The sequence below is a fragment of the Clostridia bacterium genome, from assembly GCA_035628995.1.
Taxonomy (GTDB): domain Bacteria; phylum Bacillota; class Clostridia; order Lutisporales; family Lutisporaceae; genus BRH-c25.
On record DASPIR010000026.1, the window covers coordinates 150,452 to 172,148 of the forward strand.

20 protein-coding genes and 1 other annotated feature are annotated in these 21,697 nt (G+C 41.6%); of the genes, 16 read left to right on the forward strand and 4 right to left on the reverse strand.

Annotation, left to right across the window (positions count from 1 at the left end):
* Positions 1 to 6: 6 nt before the first annotated feature.
* The 10 genes from VEB00_11885 to VEB00_11930 all read left to right on the forward strand — a co-directional run bounded on the left by VEB00_11885 (position 7) and on the right by VEB00_11930 (position 11,791).
* Positions 7 to 1,296, forward strand: a complete 1,290-nt coding sequence (locus VEB00_11885; protein ID HYF83715.1) for a homoserine dehydrogenase — start codon at positions 7 to 9, stop codon at positions 1,294 to 1,296.
* A gap of 55 nt (positions 1,297 to 1,351) precedes the next feature.
* Positions 1,352 to 1,588 (forward strand) — a binding site (T-box leader).
* Between the two features lie 95 nt (positions 1,589 to 1,683).
* The gene (gene trpS / locus VEB00_11890; GenBank protein HYF83716.1) at positions 1,684 to 2,703 is read left to right on the forward strand and encodes a tryptophan--tRNA ligase; all 1,020 of its coding nucleotides are present in this window, start codon (positions 1,684 to 1,686) and stop codon (positions 2,701 to 2,703) included.
* Between the two features lie 82 nt (positions 2,704 to 2,785).
* Positions 2,786 to 4,465, forward strand: a complete 1,680-nt coding sequence (locus tag VEB00_11895; protein HYF83717.1) for an FAD-dependent oxidoreductase — start codon at positions 2,786 to 2,788, stop codon at positions 4,463 to 4,465.
* Positions 4,466 to 4,608: 143 nt separating this feature from the next.
* Positions 4,609 to 5,202: a hypothetical protein gene (locus VEB00_11900; GenBank protein HYF83718.1), complete on the forward strand. Its 594-nt coding sequence runs from the start codon at positions 4,609 to 4,611 to the stop codon at positions 5,200 to 5,202.
* A gap of 149 nt (positions 5,203 to 5,351) precedes the next feature.
* Positions 5,352 to 5,795: a holo-ACP synthase gene (acpS, locus tag VEB00_11905; GenBank protein ID HYF83719.1), complete on the forward strand. Its 444-nt coding sequence runs from the start codon at positions 5,352 to 5,354 to the stop codon at positions 5,793 to 5,795.
* Positions 5,796 to 6,015: 220 nt separating this feature from the next.
* A complete protein-coding gene (locus VEB00_11910) occupies positions 6,016 to 6,792 on the forward strand; it encodes a germination lipoprotein GerS-related protein (GenBank protein HYF83720.1) in 777 nt (258 codons plus the stop codon).
* On the forward strand, positions 6,737 to 7,846 hold the full coding sequence (gene alr, locus VEB00_11915) for an alanine racemase (protein ID HYF83721.1): 1,110 nt from the start codon (positions 6,737 to 6,739) through the stop codon (positions 7,844 to 7,846). The genes VEB00_11910 and alr overlap by 56 nt, the downstream gene beginning before the upstream one ends.
* A gap of 293 nt (positions 7,847 to 8,139) precedes the next feature.
* Positions 8,140 to 8,415: a CopG family transcriptional regulator gene (locus VEB00_11920; GenBank protein HYF83722.1), complete on the forward strand. Its 276-nt coding sequence runs from the start codon at positions 8,140 to 8,142 to the stop codon at positions 8,413 to 8,415.
* A gap of 1 nt (position 8,416) precedes the next feature.
* Entirely contained in the window at positions 8,417 to 8,779 is a 363-nt protein-coding gene (locus VEB00_11925; protein HYF83723.1) for a type II toxin-antitoxin system PemK/MazF family toxin, read from the forward strand.
* Between the two features lie 411 nt (positions 8,780 to 9,190).
* On the forward strand, positions 9,191 to 11,791 hold the full coding sequence (locus VEB00_11930; GenBank protein ID HYF83724.1) for a stalk domain-containing protein: 2,601 nt from the start codon (positions 9,191 to 9,193) through the stop codon (positions 11,789 to 11,791).
* 57 nt (positions 11,792 to 11,848) lie between these two features.
* Here the strand turns inward: VEB00_11930 and VEB00_11935 are convergent, their stop codons facing one another.
* Complete coding sequence (locus tag VEB00_11935; GenBank protein HYF83725.1) at positions 11,849 to 12,400, reverse strand: cob(I)yrinic acid a,c-diamide adenosyltransferase; 552 nt, start codon at positions 12,398 to 12,400, stop codon at positions 11,849 to 11,851.
* 280 nt (positions 12,401 to 12,680) lie between these two features.
* Here VEB00_11935 and VEB00_11940 point away from each other — a divergent pair, with 280 nt between their 5' ends.
* From VEB00_11940 to VEB00_11965, 6 genes are all read left to right on the forward strand, one after another.
* Entirely contained in the window at positions 12,681 to 13,262 is a 582-nt protein-coding gene (locus tag VEB00_11940; protein HYF83726.1) for a hypothetical protein, read from the forward strand.
* 258 nt (positions 13,263 to 13,520) lie between these two features.
* Positions 13,521 to 14,105: a hypothetical protein gene (locus VEB00_11945; GenBank protein HYF83727.1), complete on the forward strand. Its 585-nt coding sequence runs from the start codon at positions 13,521 to 13,523 to the stop codon at positions 14,103 to 14,105.
* Positions 14,083 to 15,423: an O-antigen ligase family protein gene (locus tag VEB00_11950; protein HYF83728.1), complete on the forward strand. Its 1,341-nt coding sequence runs from the start codon at positions 14,083 to 14,085 to the stop codon at positions 15,421 to 15,423. Before VEB00_11945 ends, VEB00_11950 begins: the two co-directional genes overlap by 23 nt.
* Entirely contained in the window at positions 15,420 to 16,529 is a 1,110-nt protein-coding gene (locus VEB00_11955) for a glycosyltransferase (protein ID HYF83729.1), read from the forward strand. Before VEB00_11950 ends, VEB00_11955 begins: the two co-directional genes overlap by 4 nt.
* A 10-nt stretch (positions 16,530 to 16,539) precedes the next feature.
* Positions 16,540 to 17,037 carry a DUF4330 domain-containing protein gene (locus VEB00_11960; protein ID HYF83730.1) on the forward strand — a complete coding sequence of 166 codons (498 nt, stop codon included), beginning with the start codon at positions 16,540 to 16,542 and terminating at the stop codon, positions 17,035 to 17,037.
* Positions 17,038 to 17,049: 12 nt separating this feature from the next.
* Positions 17,050 to 17,547: a DUF4330 domain-containing protein gene (locus VEB00_11965; GenBank protein ID HYF83731.1), complete on the forward strand. Its 498-nt coding sequence runs from the start codon at positions 17,050 to 17,052 to the stop codon at positions 17,545 to 17,547.
* 319 nt (positions 17,548 to 17,866) lie between these two features.
* Here VEB00_11965 and csaB read toward each other — a convergent pair whose 3' ends face one another.
* The 3 genes from csaB to VEB00_11980 all read right to left on the reverse strand — a co-directional run bounded on the left by csaB (position 17,867) and on the right by VEB00_11980 (position 21,488).
* Entirely contained in the window at positions 17,867 to 18,958 is a 1,092-nt protein-coding gene (gene csaB / locus VEB00_11970; GenBank protein HYF83732.1) for a polysaccharide pyruvyl transferase CsaB, read from the reverse strand.
* 28 nt (positions 18,959 to 18,986) lie between these two features.
* Positions 18,987 to 20,117 carry a glycosyltransferase gene (locus VEB00_11975; GenBank protein HYF83733.1) on the reverse strand — a complete coding sequence of 377 codons (1,131 nt, stop codon included), beginning with the start codon at positions 20,115 to 20,117 and terminating at the stop codon, positions 18,987 to 18,989.
* Between the two features lie 111 nt (positions 20,118 to 20,228).
* Positions 20,229 to 21,488, reverse strand: a complete 1,260-nt coding sequence (locus VEB00_11980; GenBank protein HYF83734.1) for a UDP-N-acetylglucosamine 1-carboxyvinyltransferase — start codon at positions 21,486 to 21,488, stop codon at positions 20,229 to 20,231.
* Between the last annotated feature and the right edge of the window lie 209 nt (positions 21,489 to 21,697).

A 21,697-nucleotide genomic window follows, 5' to 3' on the forward strand; every position in this document is an offset into this window, starting at 1 on the left:
TCTAATATGAAAAAGGTAAAGGTAGCCCTGCTGGGGCTTGGAAATGTGGGACAGGGCGTATGGGAAATACTATCAAATAATAGAAAAGAAATCTTGATGAACTGCGGCTGCGAAATTGAAGTCAGCAAAATACTTGTGCAGGATAAAAACAAACCAAGGAAGGTAACGGTTCCAGAAGAACTCTTAACAACGGATGCAGAAGAAATTTTTATGGATGACGAAATAAAGATTGTTATCGAGCTAATGGGTGGAGGGGAGCCAGCTAAAGAATATATGCTGAGGGCTATGAAATGTAAAAAGCATGTGGTGACTGCAAACAAGCTGGTTTTAGCAACACAGGGCGAGGAATTGTTTGCAACAGCGAAGGCAGAGAAAGTACTGTTCTATTACGAAGCCAGTGTAGCTGGGGGTATTCCCATTATCCGAGAAATAAACGAAAGCCTTGCAGCGAATAAAATAGAAAAAGTAGTCGGCATAATTAATGGAACTACTAATTATATACTTACAAAAATGACACGGGAAGGCTTGAGCTTCAGTGAAGCTCTGGAGGAAGCCCAGGCAAAAGGCTATGCCGAAGCTGACCCCACATCGGATATTGAGGCCTATGATGCTGTTTATAAGCTTGCTATTTTGGGGTCATTAGCTTTTGCTACAAAGCTTGATATAAAGTCAATATGTAGGGAAGGCATTACTGGAATAACCCCTGTTGATATTAAATATGCAGCAAAATTTGGATATGTTATTAAGCTGCTGGCAATAGGAAAGGATACTCAAGGAGAACTTGAGCTAAGGGTACATCCTGCCATGGTTCCGCAGAATCACCCCCTGGCAAACGTAAATGATTCCTATAATGCAATATTAATAAAAGGCAATGCAGTAGGAGATCTGATGCTATATGGAAGGGGTGCAGGGGACTTGCCTACAGGAAGTGCTGTAGTAGGGGATATAATCTCCATACTGAGAAACAATACTGATCTCTCTGCCCTAACTATGGCAAAAAGCAGCTTTGCTTCAAAGCCGGTTCAGCCCGCCTGTGAGAATATGTCCGAGTACTACATCAGACTGAATGTAAAGGACCGCCCCGGGGTTCTGGGAGAGATAGCTGCTATATTCGGTAAGCACGAGGTAAGCATTTTATCTGTCACACAGGATGTTGAAAATGATGATAACGTATATCTTATATTCATTACTCATGAAGCCATGGAAGGTAATGTCTCAAAGGCAATAGCAGGTATTAAGGCTTTAGATAAGGTGAACGGTGTGGAGAATATTATCAGAATAGAAAGCTTCAAATAAAAGGCGAAAAATAATAATTGATTTGTTATCAGAAATTGCATATAATATGGGAAACAGCAAATCGATGACTGGGGATAGTACATGGAGCTTTAGCCTTCAGAGAGCCTGCGGTTGGTGGGAGCAGGCAGGCAAGCTTTGTGGAATGGGCCCGGGAGAGCAGCCCGAATACGAGTAGGAGCTGACGGGATTTTCCGCCGTTATAGGAAAACGGATATGTTGGTATCCGTATGTAAGTGGCTTGCTTTGCAGCAAGCAATTTGGGTGGCACCGCAGGTAAACTCCTGTCCCTTTAGAGGGATAGGAGTTTTTGTTTTTGAAAGGAGTTGGTTTGTATGGAAGATGGATGGTGGCTGTTAGGACACATTTCATATAAAGAAGGAGTGCATAATGAATATGGAAAAGAAGAAAAGAATACTTACAGGAGACCGCCCCACAGGCAATCTGCACCTGGGACATTATATCGGAAGCCTTCAGAATAGGGTGCGGCTCCAGGATGAATACGATACCTTCATTATTGTCGCAGATGTACAAGCGCTGACTACCAATTTTGATAGACCTGAGAAGCTGTCCCAAGATGTGATGAATGTTGCCTTGGATAACTTATCTGTCGGCATAGATCCTGAAAAGGCAACTATTTTTATACAATCATATATTCCGGAAATCGCTGAACTCACTGTTTATTACGGAATGCTGGTTACGGTCAATACGTTGAGACATAACCCGACAGTAAAGACGGAGATGCAGCAGTATGGATACAGGGATGTCACATATGGATTTCTGGGTTACCCGGTAAGCCAGGCAGCGGATATAACCTTCTGCAAAGCCGACTTGGTGCCTGTAGGTGAGGACCAGCTGCCACACCTTGAATTGACAAGGAAGATCGTAAGAAGGTTTAATGACCTGTACAGTCCTGTACTTGTTGAGCCACAAGCTCTTCTGAGCAATGTGCCCAGACTTGTAGGTATAGACGGAAATTCGAAAATGGGAAAGAGTCTGGGGAATGGAATATATCTTAATGATGAAGCAAAGGTTGTGAAGGAGAAGATATTTTCCGCTGTCACCGATCCTAATCGCATAAAAATCACAGACAAAGGGAATCCCCAGGTGTGTACAGTGTTTGCTTATCATAATTCCTTCAACTCGGAGGAGGCATCAAACATACAGGAGATGTGCAGGGCTGGCTCTATCGGGTGTGTGGCTTGCAAGAAAAGCCTGACTTCTGCGTTGGAGAAAATGCTGGAACCTATAAGAGAGAGGCGTAAATATTTTGAAGAAAAACCCGAAATGGTAAATGAAATAATAAGAATTGGAACAGAAAGAGCTAGAAGTGTTGCGGTCGAGACAATGGCGGAAATAAGGGCTGCAATGAGAATAGATTACACATGTATTGACAGTGGCAGAAAATAAAAATATAATAAAGATATACCCCCCGGTGGTACTGATGAAGACGAAAAGTTAAAATTCAAATATATGTGGAGGTGTCAAGAATATGGGGAAAAAGGTACTGATAGTAGGCGGAGTTGCAGGCGGAGCATCTGCAGCGGCAAGACTCAGAAGAGTGGATGAGAAGGCTGAAATAATAATTTTTGAAAAAGGCCAGTATATTTCCTTCGCAAACTGCGGGCTGCCTTATTATATTGGAGGAGCTATAAGGGAGAGAAAGAATCTCCTGGTGCAGACTGCGCAGGCTATGAAAGCACGCTTCAACATAGATGTGAGGGAGCTTTCCGAGGTAATAAAGGTTGACAGGCAGAGAAAGATTGTGGAGGTAAAGACCCTAAGGGATGGAAGTACTTACGAGGAAAGCTACGATGTGCTTGTACTTTCACCGGGTGCTGCTCCGGTCAAGCCACCTATCCCAGGTATAGACAGTCCTAACATATATACCTTGAGAGATATTCCTGACACCGACTCAATAAAGGGATTCCTTGATGAGAAAAAACCTCAGAGCGCAGTTGTTGTAGGGGGAGGCTTCATAGGCCTTGAAATGGCTGAGAACCTTTATGCGGCAGGACTAAGGATTGATATAGTTGAGGCTCTTGACCAGGTCATGGCGCCATTGGATTATGAAATGGCTGCAATAGTTCACAATCATATAAGAAGTAAGGGCTGCGGACTGCATCTTAAGGATGGTGTCAAAGCCTTTGAGCCAGAGGCCGATAAGACTGCAGTAGTACTTCAAAGCGGCAAGAGAATATCTGCAGATATGATAATACTCTCCATAGGCGTAAAACCCAACAATATGCTGGCTAAAGCGGCAGGACTTGAAATGGGCATTACCGGTGGCATAAGGGTAAATGAGTATCTACAGACCTCAGATCCTGACATATATGCTTTGGGGGATGCTATAGAAGTAACAGACTACGTAAGCGGTAATCCTGTGTTGATACCTCTTGCAGGACCTGCAAACAAGCAAGGAAGAATTGCAGCCAATAATATTGCAGGACGTAAGGAAGCTTACAAAGGGACACAAGGGACGGCAATCGCGAAAGTATTTGATATAGCTGCAGCGTCAACGGGAATTAATGAAAAGACACTAAAGAAGCTTGGCAAGGAGATCGAAAAAGATTATATTACGACAACCACTCACTCGGCTTCCCATGCAGGCTATTATCCTGGAGGAAGCACAATGGCTATAAAGACCATCTATACTCCTGAAGGCAGGGTGCTGGGTGCCCAAATAGTCGGCTTTGACGGTGTGGATAAGAGGATAGACTATATCGCGATAGCAGTAAGGCATAGGATGACAGTGCATGATCTGCAGGAATTTGAGCTAGCTTATGCACCGCCCTTCTCTTCAGCAAAGGACCCGGTAAATATGGCCGGATATGTGGGAAGCAACATTTTGAACGGAGATGTCAAGGCAGCTTATTGGGATGAAGCAATGAATGCAGATATGAGCAATACCTTCCTGTTAGATGCCAGAGAACCTTCTGAATATGAGCAGGGGCATATACCGAATGCCGTGAACATTCCATTAGGTCAGATAAGAAGCAGGCTTAGTGAGATACCCAGGGATAAAGAGATAATAGTCAACTGCCAGGTGGGGTTGCGTTCTTATATAGGAGTCAGAATGCTGATGCAAAATGGCTTTGAGAAGGTAAAGAACCTCAGCGGAGGCTATAAGTCCTACAGAGCGGTAGAAGATGACATGAAGCATAATATGTAATTAATAGGGAGTGCCGGGTAAACGGTACTCCCTATTACGCGAAAAAGGTTTAATTATATTTGGTTTTGTAGTAAAATTAATGTAGAAGATTGTCAGATATTATTATTGATGTGTAAAGCTGTACTGAATGGAGATGGCGTCAAATGAATAACATTGATTTCAAAGACAATATAGTAAAGAGGAATAAAATTCCGATACTGATTTATGTACCAGAGTGGATACAGCTTTTTTCCAGTTATAAATCAAGGGGTATGCAGAAAACAATATCAAAATTAGAGGAGCTTATTGCCAAGGAAAAGGAATGTGACTCGGAGCTCGGAAGCTTGGAAAAAAGAAAAAAGCTATTGATGAATAAAATACTATACCTTTCAAAGGATATTAATGATAATAACAATGAAGCAGCCTTACCCAAAATGGAAGAGACTGAAAAGGAGCTCATTGAAATCAATCAGAAAATGCCCAAGCTGATAGAAGAAATGGAAATACTTCCGGGCCTTATAAACACACAGAACACACTGCTGTTAAAGGAAACCATAAAAAGATCCTATGAGCTGATAAAGGAGCATAAGTCCGAGTCGGAGAATTGCCAGGAGCAGGTGAATGAAATCAGGCAGAAGCTTGCAACACTCATACAGAAGAAGGTTGACATGGAGGAGCGGGTGAACAAGCTGTATTCTTTTGTTCATGGAATGATTGGGGCAGATGAAATGGAAAGTCTTGATGAGAACTTTCTATAATAGAATTAAGAGGGGTGATTCTGCTTAAAGGGAATCAGCCTTTATTTTTGGGAATACTTCAGAGAAAAAATGAAAGGATATAGGGATTTTGTGTAGAATAGTAGAATTAAGACTAATTGAATTGCACATTTGGATTCGGAGGTGATTGCATGATATTCGGTATAGGAACTGATATTATTGAGATAAAAAGGGTTGAGAAGGCAATGCTAAGAAGCCCTAAGTTTATAGAAAAATTATTTACCGAGCAGGAGCTTGAATATTATAAGAAAAAGGACATGAAAGCACAGCATATCGCAGGAGGTTTTTCTGCAAAGGAAGCAGTACTTAAATCCTTAGGAACAGGACTCAGAGGTTTTAGATGGAAGGATATCGAAATACTCAGAGGTACCGTAGGAAAGCCCATGGTCAGGTTTGGGGGCAATGTAAAACAGTTTATAGAGGATAACGGAATTGGTATAATTCACGTCACCATCTCCCACTCCAAGGACTTTGCTACAGCCACAGCAGTGGCGGAAGTCTCGATAGAAAGGGAGGGCATAGTCATTGAAGACATGCTTTTCCAATCTAATGAAGAAAGGCGAAATATCCATTAAGAATTTGAAGCCAAGTTATATTGAACGCACAAAAGAAATTATATTGGGTAGAGTGCGAATTCAATAACAATCAATGAAACGTTTACGCGAAATTTGAATGTACATTTTGAAATGTTTTTCGCGAAACATATGAGTAACATAATAGAAAAAATTACACATACAATAAAAACATATAATTAGATGTAGGGGCGAACATTGTTCGCCTGTAGGAGGGTGCATTGTGAATCGTAGAGTTATATGTATTCTTATCATTGTATGTGTGGTTTTTACTGGCTGCTCAGTTTTAAACCCCAAGAAGAACTTTGAGGAAGTGAGCAAGAGGCTTTTAAAGCTGGAGACTTACACCTGTGATGTGACGATGAGGGTTGCAAACAACAAAAGTATAATGGAATACAAGCTGAAGCATTATTATAAGAGTCCTGACAAGTACAGGGTGGAAGTTCTGGCACCAAAGGAGCTTGAAGGGCAGGTGTCCATATATAATGGAAGCAGCTCTTACATATACCACCCTGGAATAAATCAATATCTTGTAACCGAGAACTTTTCAGGCTCAGTGGAGTACAATGCCTTCATAGGCTCATTTATGAACCATATTAAGAAAACTGATAATATAAAAATAAGCAGCGAAAAAACAGGGGAAAAGGAATTTATTGTTTTGGAATTTGAGGTACCGGAGCCAAACAGTTATATGAGACTTGAAAAGCTTTGGCTTGATGCGGAGAATGATGTACCTGTAAAGGCAGAAATATACGGTAATGATGGCAAAACAAGCGTTGAAATATATTATAATAACTTTGTCTACAATCCCGGTTTAAAAGACGGGAATTTCGAGATTACACAAAAAAATTCAATGAAATTACAGGAGATGAAAGAAAATGTACGATCTGAAGAAAATCAGGGCTGCATGGGCGGAGGTGGACCTGGATGCTCTTGCCCACAACATGAGGGAAGTAAGACGACTTGCACAGAAGGGTGCACTTGTAACCGCGGTAATTAAGGCTGACGGTTATGGACATGGAGCAAAAAAAATAGCACAAACCCTTTTGGACAATGGTGCAGACAGGTTTGCAATTGCTGTGCTTGATGAGGGCATAGAGCTTCGCAGGGCAGGCTTTAAAGTGCCTATACTTATATTAGGCTATACTAATGGGGAAAGGGCAGAGGAAGTAATATACAACGACTTGGAGCAGGCTGTTTATTCCTGGGAGCTTGCAGAAGCACTGTCCAAGGAGGCTGGGAAACAGGGCAAGACAGCAAAGATTCATATTAAAGTTGATACAGGAATGGGAAGAATAGGCTTGCAGCCTGACAAGGATTCGGTGCAGCTTATAAAGAAAATCAGTCAATTGCCTAATGTTGTTGTAGAAGGGATATTTACGCATTTTGCAGTAGCTGATGCTGTAGACAAAGCATATACAGAGGAGCAGTATAAAAAATTCAACTGGATATGTGACCAGCTTGAGAAGGAGAATGTTAAAATAAATGTCAGACACTGCGGAAACAGTGCCACAATAATAGATTTGCCGGACATGCATTTGAATATGGTCAGGGCAGGTATTGTGCTCTACGGTTTGAAACCTTCAGATGAGGTCATGCTTGATAAGCTGGAGCTTAGGCAGGTCATGTCCTTGAAGGTCAGAATTAGTCATGTTAAGGAAATAGAAGCGGGACAGAGCGTAAGCTATGGAAGAAAGTTCATCGCCGGAAAAAAGAGCAGAATTGCATCACTGCCAATCGGTTACGCGGATGGCTATACAAGAATGCTTTCAGGAAAAGCAGAAGCTTTGGTAAAAGGCAGAAAAGTGCCTGTAGTCGGAAGAATATGCATGGATCAATGCATGATTGATGTTACTGGCATGGATGATGTAAAAGTAGGCGATGAAGTAGTGCTTTTTGGAAAACAAGATGGAAACTTCATCCATATAGATGAATTGGCTGAAAAGCTTGGCACTATAAACTATGAAATAGTGTGCATGATAAACAAGAGAGTTCCAAGGATTTACATCAAGGACGGAAAAATAGTTGATGTGCAGAACTATATCATAGGTTAGATGCACGCATAGTTGGATAAGCTGTTGCCATATATTACACGTAGGCACAATATAAGAATTGGTATATAATATTGTATATGCGGTTAGTATAATCATATATGGTACAAATGTGCATTTCCGACACATAATTTGACATACTCTGCTCATACATATTATTGATTATACAGAATGTGAAAAAGAGAACTTTTTCACACGTCTGTTACCTTAATATACATTGCGGAAATCTGAATTAGTCCTTGTAAGTTTTTTCCGCAATTATTATAAGGTCTTGAAAGAACTTAGGAGGTGCTAGTGTGGCTGACTTGAAGAAGATTGCTGTTTGCATTCCGGATACACTTTTAAAAGAAATAGATGACATGGTATGTCATGAGTGCATAAATAGAAGTGAATTCATCAGAAACGCTATGCGTTTTTATATAACTGAGATAAAAAGGACTACAATAATAGAAAAAATGAAAAGTGGATATCTGGAGATGTCTGAGATAAACATTACACTAGCAGAAATAGGTCTTACAGCAGATAACGAGACAATAATGGGATATGAAACAAGGCTTGCGGAGTGTGAATAATGTGGTTGTAAAAAGAGGGGACATTTTCTATGGCGATTTAAGTCCGGTTATAGGATCGGAGCAAGGCGGCGTAAGACCCGTGCTGGTCATACAAAATGATATAGGAAACAAATATAGTCCCACTGTTATTGTTGCTGCAATAACCTCGCAGATAAATAAGGCGAAGCTGCCTACGCATGTTGAGCTGGCTGCTGAGAGCTACGGCATAAAGAAGGACTCTGTCATATTATTGGAACAAATAAGGACAATAGATAAGAAAAGGCTGAAGGAAAAAATCGGTCACTTATCTGATGAGCTTATGAAGCAGGTAGATGTTGCACTGCAGATAAGCTTCGGGCTGATCGAATATACCGCGGGTACATAGTACGTAAAGTACATAATATATATATTATACATATAAGCTGGGATGCGCTGCATCCCAGCTTTTTTAACGCTACTTTTTAATATTTCAGCTTCATGACTTTCCCTAATAGGTTATTTTATTAATTCTCTAGTTGAGTGTTTTCTCTTAGTTTCTTTAACCTTATTATCAATAAATGAACTTCAATGTAATAACCATCAAGCTTATGAGATAAGTGCCAGGGAAAGCTCCGAAGAACTCCATATCAAAAAAATAAAACTAACGATTCGAAAATACAAGGCTCAAAAATTCGTTCTATGGGACTTGTTTATATCAGGTAAATATTTACATTACGGACACCTTCTGGTAGAATTTATACAGAAGGTGTATTTTTTCGACAAATACCACTGTACCAAACTCTTAGGAGGGTTTTTTATGCATAGAAAAATAGTGTTTTTAATACTACTGATATTATCTCTGAATATGTTAAACGTATATGCCATTGATAACAGTACTGATGGCAAGATCGGATACAAGGACGATATTGTATGGGACAGGAAACTTAATCTTGCTGCCGATACGCTATATTCCATTACCTATGGCAATGGTACTTATATTGCAGTTGGGGAAGCAGGGCTGATAAAGTTCTCCAAGGATGGTTCGGATTGGACGACCCTTGTATCCGGAACGGATAGCAATCTTTACAGCGTGGCATGGGGTGGAGAAAGGTTTGTTGCTGTTGGGGACAACGGTACGATTGTTACCTCCAAGGATGGGCTAAAGTGGGAGAAAAGGTACTCGAAAAAATATATAAGATTGAGATGTGTAACTTGGGGAAACGAAGAATTCATTGTCGGGGGCGACAATGGCACTGTCATGGTTTCAAAAGATGCTGGTATTTGGAAAGAATACTCTTTGAAAACAGATAGTCGTATAAATGGGATAGCCTGGAATAGCAAAGCTTATATTGCTGTGGGCAGCTTCGGAGCAGTTTTTTCATCTGCCGATGGAGCAAAATGGAATGAAGAGCTTTCTAATGTAACGAGAGAACTCTATGATGTTGCATGGAATGGGCAAGTGTTTGTAGCTGTTGGTGCAAATAAGAAGGAGTCAATTGCAATTTCTGCTGATGGAAAGAAATGGACAAGTATTAATACAGGGTCAAGCCACATTTTCAGGTCGATTGTCTGGGATGGGAAAAGGTTCCTCTCTGTTGGAGAGAGCAACATATTTGAATCAGCTGGCGGCCTGAAGTGGACAGAGATAAACCCGGATACGAAACCGCAGGGGTTATATGATATAGTGTACAACGGTATTGATTATATTACAGTTGGAGAAGACGGAACACTCGGTATTTCAAAGGACGGCACAGCATGGACAATGAATAGTGTTCAGCAGGAAAAGGATTATACTGCTGTGGTGTGGAATGGCAGGCAGTATATTGCATTCCCGTTCATAGGGGATGGATTCTTGAAATCTCCTGACGGAAATATGTGGATTGATGTAAACACTGGAAGTGTGCATGTTTTTTTCGATATATTATGGGATGGAAAGAAGTATATCGCTGTTGGACAGAGTGGAGGCGTATACACCTCGGAGGACGGCGGCAGTTGGACCAGACAGGGAACCGATGCAAAATGGGATTTAAGAGGTATTTCATATAACGGTAAGGTTTATGTGACTGTCGGGGATGATGGAATGATACTAATATCAACGGATGGGATAAAATGGAGTACTGTTCATAAAGAGCCGGGGACAGAGTACAGGAGTATAACTTGGGGAAACGGCATGTTTGTGATTGGGGGCAGCAATGGAACTATGCTTACGTCAACAGACGGACGGGTATGGACTCAAAGGCACACTGAAGAGAACTATTATCCGAATACTGTTGTATGGAACGGCAAGCAATTCATAACCGGCGGAAACTACGGGAAAATGCTGATTTCAAGTGATGGTCTGAAATGGGAATCGATTATAGCGGGAGGCGTTAATATAGTAACCTCCATAGCATGGAACGGGAATAAGTATGTGGCGGTCGGAGAAATGGGACTGGTCATGGTTTCCTTTGACGGGAGGAACTGGTTTAAGGGAGAGCGGCCTACCGGGAATCATTTGAGCAGTATTCTCTGGGATGGAAAACGTTATATCGTTGTAGGCAGTGACGGAACGATAATGATAGGTAGAGATAGGAACAGCGATACCAGGCCAAGTTCAGAAAAGTACTTGATTGATTATGAAAAAAAGGATATATGGGGAATCCCTGCTGGTACATCTATCAACGAACTGATGTCCGGTATCAGGCTTCCTGAGGGTGCAAGGTATGAACTCGATTTGAGGGATATATGGCCAATAATCTTTGATGATAAATTGCTTGAAGGTATGATACTGCGTATTGTCGCAGAGGAAGATTCTACTGCTGAATACAGGCTGCATGTTGAAAAGAATTCTGATGCGGCATTAAAATCAACGGTGTATACTGTGAATGAAAAAGACATGACTATCAGCGGAGTAGCTGAAAATACTCATGTAAAGAACTTTATGAAAAATACTCGCGTTCCTGTGAATTCTACAGTAAAAATACTACAAGGGGCTGCCTCGATTTCTGAAAGTAATGGTTATATCTCCAAAGACACAAAGATTAGTATTATCGCAGAAGATGGACTGATTTCAAAGGTTTATACTATAAAAACACAGCCTGTAATTATTAAAGCTAATGGCAAGGCAATTAAGCTGATTGATGCCCCTGCAGTTATCAACAACAAAATATTCGTGTCAGCAGAGTCCTTTGCCAAGGCCGTTGGAGCAAGCTGCATATATGACAAGGCCAGAAAGCAGGCAACAATAACAAAAGGGAATATTAACATCGTGTTTAACAATGGCTCTCCCAATGCCGTTATGAATAGACGAAATATGAGTATAGGCGAGGTACCTGTGACTATTAATAATAAGATATTCATACCGGCAGGTTTTGCTCTTGAAATATTCGGGTATCAATACAAATACGAATGCATTTCAAGCACTGAGAAATTTGAATAAATAAGTGTCAGGCATCGAACAAAATAGGTCCGTTGCCTGACACTTGAAATTTTATGGCTAATCTTTCAGTTTCATGGCTTCATCAGGAACCTTAGATAGGAAATTAATATATCTTGCCATGGAGAATAGGTAATCAGACAACCGATTTATGTACTGGTAGTCAAGGTTGTATTCTTTATTTTCCATAAACCTTACAAATACTCTTTCTGTCCTTCTTGCAACACTTCTTACTACGTGGCAGTAAGTTGCTGCTTCACTGCCGCTGTAATAGATAAAGCTCTCCAAAGGGCCAACGGATTTTTCCATAATATCTATGCTGTTCTCCAGGTATTCTATGTCTGCATTTTTTATATGATGCTGGCTAAAGTTGGAGGACACATCGCCTCCGATTCTGAATAATGCATACTGGATGTCCCTTAGGCCGTCATCTAAATCTATCGCAGATCTGTTATAGGTGGTATTCTTCAATAATGACCTTAAATAGCCCACCCCTGCATTTATTTCATCAATAGAGCCTTGCAGCTCGATTTTTATATCTCCCTTTGATACTCTCTGCCCGAGCACATCTGATGTAGTACCCTTGTCTCCTGTTTTCGTATAGATTTTCAATAAATTGCACCTCCTTTAAAGTGATAATACTATTATAATACTTTATGGTTGAATGCTTCAATAAAAGCCTTTTTTATAACGAATAGGAAAGTATGATTTCATTAGTGTACCACTTTCCGTAAATGAGTTTCATAAAAGGCTTCCTTAAGTGTGAAATATTCCAATAAAAGCCTTTTTTACAAATTTGTAATATTTACAGGAGTTTTGCGATATTTGGCGAAATATATACATATCAGAAAATGTTGTCCATTAATGTATGATATTGAAGAGGAGAATTGGGATGGTAAACAGTAAAAGTCGCAAAACAGGTATCGCAGTATTAATTGCAGTTATCCTGGTGCTTTCTGCGGTAATTTTCAGCGCTGCAGATGGAGTAACCCCAGGCTCAGACCAGGATCCCATAGTCACACAGAGCTACGTGGAACAGAAATCAGAGCAGATTAAATATTACATAGACAGTTTGATCGCTAAGACAAATGAGGATAATGCAGCGCAAAGTCAGGAGATAGCGAAGCTCAAGACTGAGCTGGAGCTTAAGAATCAGGAGATAGCAAAGCTGAGGGAAGATATGCAGAACGCTCCTGCAGGTGGAGCCGCCAGGTTCGAAGTAGTGGAGATGCAAAAGAATCAAATCCTTATAGCAGGGGAAGGTGCAGAAATAATACCCAGAACAGGTAAGTTTTCTGGGGTATACGGAGCTAACGGAGGGCTTTCTGATATCACATCCGCAAAGGACCTGAAGAATGGCGAGGCAATAGTAAACAATCATATGCTTATAGCTTCAAGGGGAGACGGCAGAGGGGTGAAAGCCATAGCTGACAAGTCCTTCCTTATAATCAAAGGTACATATACGTTAAAGTAGGCGATAGGTGCGAGGCAATGGGCAATAGGTTAGGGTATTCCTTTAGGGTATGGTTACGCGTTTCGCGTTTCGAGTTACGCGTGTTAAGAAAAGTCTTTGAAGCTTTACATGGGTTGTTGCTTATGTAAAGCTTTTATTTGTGCAGAAGGCAGATTATATATTTTGAATAATATGGAAATGATACTATAATGGGATATTGTTGTGCTATAATTAACTGGAGAATTTTATTACTGCTATACGAGATTGGGAAGTGAAAATATGAAAAATAGTTTTATACTCAGGACACTGTTAAATATATATGAGAAGTTTTTGATTTACTATAAAAACAGTGGGTTCTACCGGGTATCGCTCATGATGGGGCAAAGCTTCGGAAAGCTTGCAGCCGGTAGTGGCATATTGAGGTTTTTTGATAGGGAGTGGAATATAGAGGCCGCGTGGAAGAGAAGTCGTATATTTAGAATTCTCATATTGCCTTTAAGATTGCTAAAATATTCTTCGGATAGGCTCTCAACTGGGACAAACAGTACCTTGAAGGAAAGCAGGGCATTAAGAGGAATGCGGGCTTTATTAGAGGACTTGTACAATATTAATTCAAGGGTTTACGGACTGCTTTTTCTGACCTTCGCCGTTACCCAAGGACTTTTGAGCCTGGTATTTAATCATGGTGAACTGCTGCTTGATATGAAAGGCATTGTAAGATTAGTGTTATTCATACTTGGTACAATCATGATTCTCATAAACAGGCCTGTTAAGTCCCTGGTAGAGGGAAGTATGGCAGGTCGTATAGCATATGACTTTTTTACAGTTAGGGGATTAAAAAATGGAACAGACGATAAGATATAAAAGCTTTGAAATAACTGCTGTAGCAGCAGGAGTCATATTGGGCATACTGGGATATCTGCTGCCTCCAATGGCCTTCGTTGAAGTAGTCGGAGCAATTGGTGGCCTTGTGCTGGTGCTTTGGAGGTATGAGATAGGTGTATTTGCTGTTGTGGGATTTATCCCCCTTGCCCCGACCATGGCGCTTCTGGGGTTGATTCTGATAACTGCCGTATCCTATGGGATAAGGCTTTTCCGGGATAAGAGCATGAAGTTCAATGTTAATAAACTGGATTATTTTGTAGTGCTGTTCGGTATTGTGCTTTTTTATAGCAGCATTACCTCCTATACGCCTAATAATAGTATGTTTGCGCTGCTGATACATATAGCCTTCATATTGTTTTATTTCATATTGGTGAACACCATCAAGACCAGGCAGCAGCTTTATACTATAGTGGCATTGCTGGTGCTTTCCACCACTGTCACATCTTTGTATGGACTATATCAATTGAAGACAGTGGGTGCTACATCTGAAGCCTGGGTTGATACAACACTTTTTGAGGATATAAAGGCTCGTGTAGGCTCCACCTTCGAGAACCCCAATGTGCTTGGAGAGTACTTGGTGATGATAATACCTGTTGCCATAGCCATGCTATGGGGGCAGAAGAGTTGGCTCTCAAGGCTTTTGACACTGTGTCTGACTGCTATAATGCTTGCTTGTCTTGTTTATACTTATTCGAGAGGCGCTTATATTGGACTGATGTTGGCCGTTGCCTTATTTGCCGTACTTAGGGACAGGAGATTTGTAATTCTTTGTATCATTGGACTGCTGCTGTTGCCTTTTGTGCTGCCTCCTTCTGTAATAAATAGGTTTACAAGTATCGGGAACCTTACAGATACATCTTCTTCATACAGGATTTCCGTGTGGCTTGGATCTTTGAAGTTAGCACAGGACTATTGGCCTTCCGGCATAGGGCTGGGCTTGGAGCCCTTCAAGCTCATTTATCCCAAATACTCTCTCAATGCTGCATATGCTCATCACTCCCATAATATTTATATACAGCTTCTTATCGAGACCGGTATTGCGGGCTTCTTGATGTTTTTTTCCATGATAGTGGTTTACTATAAGACACTGCTTGCGGGCTTCTACAGAACGAAGGACCGCTTTACTTCCACCTTCATGATAGCTATAGCCTCCGGTATGGCAGGGTATCTGGCTCAAGGGATGGTTGAAAATATATGGTATAACAACAGGGTGCTTCTGACCTTCTGGGTCATGCTTGCCTTTGGAATGATAGCTAAAGCCCTTATCACAAAGGATAACGAGGTGGTGGATATATGATAAAAGTAATTCATGTGTTGAGTGACATGAAGATAGGCGGAGCAGGAAGCTGGCTGCTGAACCTGCTTAGATCGATAAATAAGGAAAAGTATGATATAAAGATTGTGCTTCCCCAAGGAAGTCTTCTTATAGCTAAGGTGCAAGAGCTGGGGTTTGAAGCCATACCTGTTGATGGTATGAAGGACAAATCCTTTGATTTAGGTGCGGTGCGCCTTATGCTAGGTATTTTCAAAAAGGAAAAACCCCAAATAGTGCATACTCATGCTTCATTGTCTGCAAGGCTTGCTGCAAGACTGGCAGGAGTGAAAATTATAAATACGAAGCATTGCATCGATAGCAGGAAAACAGGCATAAAGAAGCTGGCTGGTGCTTGCGTGAACACTTTACTAAGCGACAGCATAATAGCAGTATCAACTGCTGTAAAGCAGAATGTGGCTGATAATGGAGTGGCTGAAAGCAGAATCTCAGTGATATATGGCGGGGTATGCCAGGTCAAAGAGCTTGGGGACGAAGAAAGAGACCGCGTCAGACAAAGCTGGGGAATAGCGGCAGAGGAGATAGTTGTGGGGGTTGTTGCCCGGCTTACCCAGGTCAAAGGGCACAAGCACTTTATAGATGCAGCTGAGATTATTTCCCGGGACAATGTTAATGTGAAGTTCGTGATAGCGGGCACAGGCCCCAAGGAGCAGGAGCTTAAGGACTTGGCGGCGCAGCGGGGACTCGCGGATCGAGTTGTGTTTACAGGCTTTATAGATAATATTTATGAGATATTTAATATAATAGACATCAATGTGATTTCTTCTTTATCTGAGGCGCTGTGCCTTTCGATTATCGAGGGCATGTGTGTTGGAAAACCTTCTGTGGGGACAAATATAGGGGGCATACCTGAGGTGATAAAGGATGGATATAATGGATTTCTCGTGCCAGCCGGGGATTCGATCATGCTGGCAGATGCGATACTCAAGCTGGTCCGCGACCCTGAGCTTAGAAAAGCTATGGGGGAAAAGGGCAGGGAGCTGGTAGCCCAAAACTTTACAGCTGATGCAATGGCAAGAGGCATTGAAGAGCTGTATGAAGCTGTCATTAAGAAAAAGGAAAGGGAATAAGGTGAGCATTATGGCTTTAATAGATGGAAAAGGCAGGTTGTTCGGTAAAATAAATATTGTTGATTTGCTGATTATACTGCTTATCGCAGCAATGGCGGGAGGGGTATACTTCATGTTCTTCGGCGGAGCTGACAAGCAGGTAGTAGAAACAAGCAAGGTAGTGTATGATTTTGAGATAACCAACGTCAATAAGGACTTTGTAGATGCGATAACCGCCGGTGACCCCATAAGAGACAACATTAGAGGAAGTGAGCTAGGCACAGTGGTAAGCAAGGTACCGAGAAAAGCAACAATGCTGAATGAAGACTTGATAAACGGCAGATATGTTATAGCTGAAGTGCCTGATGCGTATGATGTGGTCATAACAATAGAGGGCAAGGCTAACATTACCCCAGCGAACATAATAGTTGGAGGCGCTGAAGTTAAGGTAGGCAAGAAGTTTTCCATAGAAGGCAAGGGATATGCAAATCAGGGTTTTGTGACAAAAATGACCTTGGTAGGGCAGTAAGGAGGGATTGATATGCTATTGGATGAAAAAGGAAGATTATTCGGCAAGATAAGTATAATTGACATAGGCGTGCTGCTGCTTATCATTGCACTTCTAGGCGGAGCTTATTACAAGTTCTTCATGGTGGATAAAAATAATAATGCTGCTAAGTATGATACTTTGGAATACAAGATTCTGGTGGAGGAAGTCAGGCAGCAATCGGTTGATGCTATTGAAATAGGAGAAGATATATATGATGTAAAAACCGACACTCCAATGGGAAAAATTATGAGCAAGGAAGTTCTGCCGGCGACAGAGCAGCTTACGAAGGCTGACGGTACTATGGTGATAGCAGAAAAGCCTGAAAGGTTCAATGTGCTTGTGACAATACAGGTTCCCGGAGTTGAGAAAAAAAACGGCTTCTGGGCAAACGGAAGAATTGACCTTAACAGAGAATCCCAGCAGGTTATGGATACACAGATGATAGTATTAGAAACGAAAATAGTAGACGTGAAAAATTTGAGCAAGTAGGGAACGCATTGAATGCGTTCCTCAAAGCGATCCGACAAAATCACAAATCCCCAAAACGATACAAGCATATAAATCTTCAGTTACAAAAGAAATACGTGAAATCTCAAGAAAGGGAACGCATGAAATGCGTTCCCTACAGCAATAAATTTGGCAGAAATCTTACCATGATCATATTATCCGCAATGAAGCGGAATATCAGAAAGTATGGGAATATATTGATACAAACCCATTAAAATGGGAACTTGATAAATATTATGTATAAGTATACAATGCAGCGGAACGCATACAATGCAGCGGAACGCATACAATGCGTTCCCTACTATCTTTCTAGCAATGCAATTGCTATTTCTGCATTCTCAAAGGCCTTCTGCTTCAGTATCTGGTTGCCCTTCTCAAGCTGCAGTGCTATTGCGGCCTTATTGCTCCATACATCATCAATAAGCTTCTTCAGGCTTTCCAAATCCAGGTCTGCCACATTTCCTGCAGAAGGCTGCTTCACGTATTCCAGGAAGCCCTGCACTTTGGGGTCATAAATCAGACCGATGAGCGGCACTGAAAGGCTTACTGAATATATAAGGGCATGAAGCCTCATTCCCAGTACCATGTCGAGTTTTTTCATAATTCCCAGAGTTTTATCTATGCCATAGCTGTTCCTCAGTATAAAAGGGGAATGCTTCATTTTTGAAGCAATATCCTCTGCCACTGACAGGTCTGTGGGAAAATGCAGCGGTATGAATATAGGCTTCGCATTATATTTTTCTTCCAGATAATCAGCTGCCTGAGCGATTATATTGCTATATCTATCGTAGCCTGCCCACTTCCTGATAGAAAAGCCAATAAGCGGGCAATCGTCAGATATTCCTTCCTGGTCGAATATATTCTTTATTTCTTCTGAACATGCAGGTTCAAGGCCTAATGCCGGGTCGGCAGTGACTATGACTTCGGGATTTTTGATGCCCAATGCCGCCAATTCCAGACTTGAGGCTTCCTCCCTGAGGGTGATGACATCTACACGGTTTATTATCCTTGAGGTAAAATAACGATTGGAGCTCTTGCTTACAGGTCCGATTCCGTTAGCGTAAAGCATGACCTTAAGGCCGATAAGCTTAGCAAGATAAATGGTGGTAAGATAATACATAAGTGAGCGAGTGCTGGTAACATCCTGTATCAGATTTCCACCGCCGTTCAAAAAAAGCCTGGTTCTTTTCATTGTCTTAATTACTTCAAATAGATTGAAGCGGTCGATTGAATCCACTGCGTAGTTTTTGGCAGTATCCTTTGGATTTTTCGAAAGCACCACAATCTGTATATCTTTTTTTATACTTCTCAGGTTATCTATAATAGCCAATAGAATGGCATCATCACCACTGTTATTAAACCCGTAATAACCTGATATCATAACATCATACATAGGTATGTCCCCTTTAAGCTTGTTTGCATTATTTCTGCTCTAAAAGCTGCATGTATACTTCTATGTTATCCTGAACCATTTTTTTTACTGAGTAATTGTTCTCAATCACACTGCGGCCAAAAGCGCCCAGGGCTTTTCTTTCCTCGACCCCCATCTGCAGCAGCACCTTCATAATATCGTTTCTCAAGATCTCGCTCTCTGCCTTGTTATTTCCACGGCCGGAGAAGTTGGATTTTATGGCCGCGTCAAGGCTGTGCTCATCCAATATGCCTATATAGCCCACATTGCCGGCAAGTATAAGGGGTCTCCCGGAAGCTAATGCTTCGAGAGAGGAACGGCCAAAGCCGATAAATAGATCTGCCAGGGCGGTGAACTTATTTATGTCGGTACGGGAGCCGGCAACAATAACCGTATTATTGCCGGTGCTGTTATTTATCTCTTGTGCTTTCTCTCTTACTATATCTAAAATATTACCGCTGCCTACCATTATAACCTTCAGGCTTTTGATTTTTTTCGCAAGCTCCGGAATGATTTCCAGGAGCTTGTTTATTATGTAGCTTCTGTCACTGTCGAACCTGCTTATATATACGATTTTGGTGTCTTCTGCGGTGAGTTTCAGCTCAGCCATTACATCGGAGCAATCAACTGCAGGAGAAAACTTGTCAGTGTCTATACCGTTTATTGTGACTTTGATATCTTTATCTTCGATTTTATAGTTGTCCAGAAGGTATTTCCTGATATCCTCGCTTACAGCTACTGTCTTCTGGCCCCAATTGGTTATATAGCGCAGTCCATAGCCTGTTTTCCAAGTGCCATGAGCTGTGGTCACAAAGGGGAACCTCATTTTCTTATGAAGAAGACCGCAGATGAACCCTGGGATACGCGCATGAGCATGTACCAAGTCAATTTTCTCTTCTTCTATTATGCTTTTCAGCTGATTGTAGGCTTTTACCACATTGTGGGGCTTCTTGTTGTCCAAGGGCACGTGATACAGCTTGATATTGCTGCTTATAAGCTCTTTTTCATATACTCCGCCTGTAGAAGCCACAACTACATTGAAGCCGACCTGGGCAAGCCCCTTGGCCAGCTCGACTATATGAGTTTCGGCACCGCCTATATCAAGACGCATGGTGGTTATCAGAATATTGTACTTGTGCATAGCATGCCTCCGAATTAATTCCCTCAGTCCATTTGGACATTTATTGAGGAGCTCTATTATTTTATTGCCATTTATTATAATATTATTCAGACAGTAAGCCTTTAAGCGCTTCTAGTCTTCCTCTACGCGCCTTATCCTTGCTCCCAGATTTATAAGCTTTTCCTCGAGTCTCTCATAGCCTCTGTCAATATATCCTATATTGCTTATGGTTGTCTTGCCCTCTGCGGTCAAGCCTGCAACAACCATTGCAGCTCCTGCTCTAAGATCGGTAGCATAGACAGGGGCGCCTGATAGCTTTGATACTCCTTCAATTACTGCCACCCTGCCTTCCATTTTTATTTTTGCACCCATTCTTTTTAGCTCATCGAAGTACTTGAATCTGGATTCGAATATGCTCTCTGTTACGATAGCAGTGCCTTCAGAGATAGAAAGAAGAACGCTCATGGGCTGCTGCATATCTGTAGGGAAACCTGGATAGGGCATGGTTTTTATATTAACCGCCTTTGGCCTTGCTGCGGACCTGACTCTTATGGAATCTTCGTATTCAGTTACTGATACGCCCATCTCGCGGAGCTTTGCAGAAACCGCATCAAGATGTGTCGGTATGATATTCTTGATAAGCACATCACCTCTTGTCGCAGCTGCGGCAATCATATAGGTTCCTGCTTCCATCTGGTCGGGTATTACGCTGTGCTCACAGCCGCCGAGAGACTCAACCCCCTTGATTTTTATCACATCGGTGCCTGCACCCTTTATATTGGCGCCCAGGGCGTTGAGAAAGTTGGCGGTATCTACAATGTAAGGCTCTTTTGCGGCGTTTTCAATAGTAGTAGTGCCCTTTGCCAAACAGGCGGCAAGCATTATGTTGATGGTTGCTCCCACACTGACAACATCCATATATATCTTTGCTCCCACCAGTTCATCAGCCTTTGCTTTTATAAGGCCATGGGATATTTTGATTTTGGCGCCGAGAGCCTCCAAACCCTTCAAATGAAGGTCAATAGGTCTTACTCCTATCTCGCAGCCTCCCGGGAAAGGTACTTCAGCCCTTTTGAACCTGCCTAAGAGAGCTCCCAGGAAATAATATGAAGCCCTCATCCTTTTAGCCAGCTCCAGGTCTATCTTATAGGTATTGATTCCGGTCGCATCTATGAGTATTTTATCTTTATCTAGTATCTGGATTTTTCCCCCTATTTGTATGAGCATGTCTCTAAGGTATGTAACGTCCTTGACCATGGGAAGATTTTTTATGGTACAGGCTGAGCCTGCCAGAATTGTTGCAGGCAGTATTGCCACTGCTGCATTTTTAGCTCCACTGATATAGACCTCACCTGAAAGCTTCTGTGAGCCTTCTATTAATATTTTTTCCAATACATTCTACCCCTTACTGTATAGATTTATAGACTTATAGTTATATAACCAAACAGGCCATATGTAATTGCTGCGATCCCTGATTTCCCTAAAAAACGACAAATGTTACATGTTAATTACAATTCACATTATAGCATTGTTGTGCTGACTTTGTAAGATATTATGTCAAATTTATACTATTAAGACTATGTACTCTTCAGATTTTATGG